5 protein-coding genes are annotated in these 3,014 nt (G+C 74.3%); 3 read left to right on the forward strand and 2 right to left on the reverse strand.

Going from position 1 to position 3,014, the window contains the following annotated elements; genetic code table 11:
* The 3 genes from VF468_14365 to VF468_14375 all read left to right on the forward strand — a co-directional run.
* The coding region (locus VF468_14365; protein ID HEX5879477.1) for a helix-turn-helix domain-containing protein at positions 1 to 299 on the forward strand (299 nt) is incomplete at its 5' end.
* A 12-nt stretch (positions 300 to 311) separates the two neighbouring features.
* Positions 312 to 929, forward strand: a complete 618-nt coding sequence (locus VF468_14370) for an IS630 family transposase (protein HEX5879478.1) — start codon at positions 312 to 314, stop codon at positions 927 to 929.
* Between the two features lie 110 nt (positions 930 to 1,039).
* Positions 1,040 to 2,103 (forward strand): IS630 family transposase gene (locus VF468_14375; protein HEX5879479.1). Its coding sequence is split into 2 segments (ribosomal slippage): positions 1,040 to 1,540 and positions 1,543 to 2,103, totalling 1,062 coding nucleotides; the frame shifts between segments, so codons are not numbered across the junction.
* Between the two features lie 98 nt (positions 2,104 to 2,201).
* Here the strand turns inward: VF468_14375 and VF468_14380 are convergent.
* Positions 2,202 to 2,744 (reverse strand): IS630 family transposase, encoded by a 543-nt coding sequence (locus VF468_14380; GenBank protein HEX5879480.1) that lies wholly within the window; start codon positions 2,742 to 2,744, stop codon positions 2,202 to 2,204.
* Between the two features lie 8 nt (positions 2,745 to 2,752).
* The coding region (locus VF468_14385; GenBank protein ID HEX5879481.1) for a winged helix-turn-helix domain-containing protein at positions 2,753 to 3,014 on the reverse strand (262 nt) is incomplete at its 5' end.

Below are 3,014 nucleotides of genomic sequence, written 5' to 3' on the forward strand. Positions count from 1 at the left end.
CGATCGATGCAGGCGAGACGCCGGAGGCGGCCGCGCGCCGGTTCGCGGTGGGACGCTCGACCGCGTACCGCTGGGCGCAGGCGGCGCGCGAGGAGGGGAGGCGCGAGGCCAAGCCAATGCGGGGCGGTCCCGCGGCGCGCATCACCGGCGAGGTTGAGGCGGCCATGCTGGGTTTGGCGGCGGGCGGCCCCGATCACCCGAGCCTGGCCGAGATCGCGGCGCGCTTGGCGGGGACGACGGGCGTGCGGGTGCACCCGACCACGGTGCACCGGGCGCTGCGGCGGGCCGGATGGACGTGAAAGAAGCTGAGCCTGCGGGCGGCCGAGCAGGACCGCGAGGACGTGGCCCAGGCACGTGAGGCCTGGTGGAGTGGCCCGGACGGCGTGGGCGGCATCAGCCCCGAGCGCCTCGTCTTCCTCGACGAGTGCGGCGTGCTGACCAACATGGTCCGCCTCCATGGCCGCAGCCCACGCGGCACCCGCGCGCCCGGCTCGGCGCCGTTCGGGCACTGGACGCGGGTCACGGTCCTGGGCGCGCTCGGGGTGGAGGGCGTCGTGGGCGCGATGAGCGTGGAGGCCGCGACCAGCGCCGCCGTGTTCCACGCCTACCTCGACCGGGTGTTGCTGCCCGAGCTGCGCCGAAGCAGGCCGGACGCGGTGCTGGTCATGGACAACCTGCCCGCCCACAAGGCCCCGTGCGTCAGGGCGCTGCTCGACCGATCGGGCTTCGGCTATCGCTACCTGCCGCCCTACTCGCCCGACCTGAGCCCGATCGAGCCGATCTGGGCCAAGGTGAAGGCCGAACTGCGCCGCCTCGCCGCGCGCACCGCGGACGCGCTGCACCAGGCACTCGGCCCGGCCCTCGACGCCGTTACCCCGCAGGACGCGGCCGGGTGCTTCCACCACTGCGGATATGCCCGTCCCAGCTGACCCGCAAAATGCTCTAATACCAACGGCCCCGGCTTCTGACCGTTTGGCCCGTGGCGCCACGCGTGGCCCGAGGGCGTTGATCGGCGGTGTAGCCGATCGGCGGAGGGGCCATGACGGTGGCGGTCACACGGAAGGAGCCGGGCGCGGCCGAGCTGCGGCGGGAGGCGGGCCGGTGCCGGGACGCGCGGGCGGCACGCCGCATGCTGGCGCTCGCCCTCGTGCTGGAGGGCAGCTCGCGCGAGGCCGCGGCGCGGGCGGCCGGCATGGACCGGCAGACCTTGCGCGACTGGGTGCACCGCTACAACGCCCAGGGGCTCGCCGGGCTGCGCGACCGGCGCCGCCCGGGGCCGAGACCGCGGCTCACGCCCGAGCAGGCGGCCGAGCTGGGAGCCGTCGTGGAACGGGGGCCGGACCCGGACCGGGACGGCGTGGTGCGCTGGCGCCGGGTCGACCTCCGGGCCCTGATCGAGGCCCGCTTCGGGGTCCGCCTGCATGAGCGCTCGGTCGGCAAGGTGCTACATCGGCTCGGCTTCGCCCGCCTGTCGGTCAGGCCGAGGCACCCGAAGGCCGACGAGGCGGCGCAGGAGGCGTTCAAAAAAGCTTCGCCGCGCTGGTCGCGGCGGCGCCGCCCGAGCACGCCCGTGGCAAGCCGGTCGAGGTCTGGTTTCAAGATGAGGCCCGCGTCGGCCAGCAAGGCACGCTGACCCGGGTCTGGGCGCGCCGCGGCACCCGGCCGCGAGCGCCCCGGGACCGCCGCTACGCCTGGGCCTACCTGTTCGGCGCGGTCTGCCCGGAGCGCGCCGTCGGCGCCGCCCTGGTCCTGCCGTACGCCGACGCGGCCGCGACCGGCCTGCACCTGGCGGAGATCGGCCGGCACGTCGCGCCCGGGGCGCACGGCGTGGTCGTGCTCGACGGGGCGGGCTGGCACGCGGCCGGCGACCTCATCGTCCCCGAGAACCTCACCCTCCTGCCGCTGCCGCGCTACAGCCCCGAGTTGAACCCGGTCGAGAACGTCTGGGAGTACCTGCGGCAGAACAAGCTCGGCCTGCGCGTCTGGCCGGACTACGAGGCCATCCTCGAGACCTGCTGCGACGCCTGGAACTGGCTGCTGGCGGCACCCGACCGCCTCGCCTCGATCACCCGCCGCGAGTGGGCCAAAGCGGTCAGCAACTAGGGCCGTTGGTATAACCCCCCGGATCGCCCTGCCTGCGGGCCAGGAGTCCTGACCGCTTCGATCTACCGCACGGGCCGCATCATACGCCTTCCGAGAATTCATGAGACGGTGGCCCAGGGATACGAGCAGAGGGAGCGGATGCGCCCCGGCGCGCCGATGAACCGGCGCCAAGCGTCCTGGCAGGCGTCGAGCAGGGCGGTGTGGTCGAGGAAGCGGCGTAGCGCCAGGTAATGCTGGCGCAGGAACTCCCAGACCCGCTCCTGCGGGTTCAGCTCCGGGCTGTAGGCCGGCAGCCGCAGCGGCGTGACCTGGCCGGGCCAGCGCAGGTCCTTGGCCGTGTGCCAGCCGGCGCCGTCGAGCACCAGGACGGCATGCGCCCCCGGCGCGACGTGGCCGCTCAGCTCGTCCAGGAACAGGGTCATCGCCGCCGTGTCGCAGCGCGGCAGGATCAGGGCGCAGCCCAGGTCGCGGTCCGGGCACACGGCGCCGAAGAGGTAGACCGATCGGTAGCCGTCCGACCGCGGCGCGCTCGGGCGCGAGCCGGTCTCGGCCCACACCCGGGTCAGCGTGCCCTTCTGGCCGACACGCATCTCGTCTTGGAACCAGACCTCGATTGGGGTGCCGGGCGCCAAGCCGGCCACGATCTCCCTCACGCGGGCCGGGAAGTTTGCTGAAAGGCGGTCTGCGCCGCCGGGTCGGCGTCGCCGTGGCGGGGGCGCGGCACCAGGGCCGACAGGTGCAACTCGTCCAGCAGCCGGTAGGCGCTCGACAGCGCCAGCTGGACCCCGAACCGGCGCTCGACCATGGCCCGCACGTCGCCCCCGCGCCAAGCCACCACGCCATCCCGCTCGATATCGGGGCCGGCCAGCATCCACGCCTTGACCTCGGCCCGCTGCTCGGCATCGAGCTTG

The sequence above is a fragment of the Actinomycetota bacterium genome (genome assembly GCA_036280995.1).
In the GTDB taxonomy this organism is placed as follows: domain Bacteria; phylum Actinomycetota; class CALGFH01; order CALGFH01; family CALGFH01; genus CALGFH01.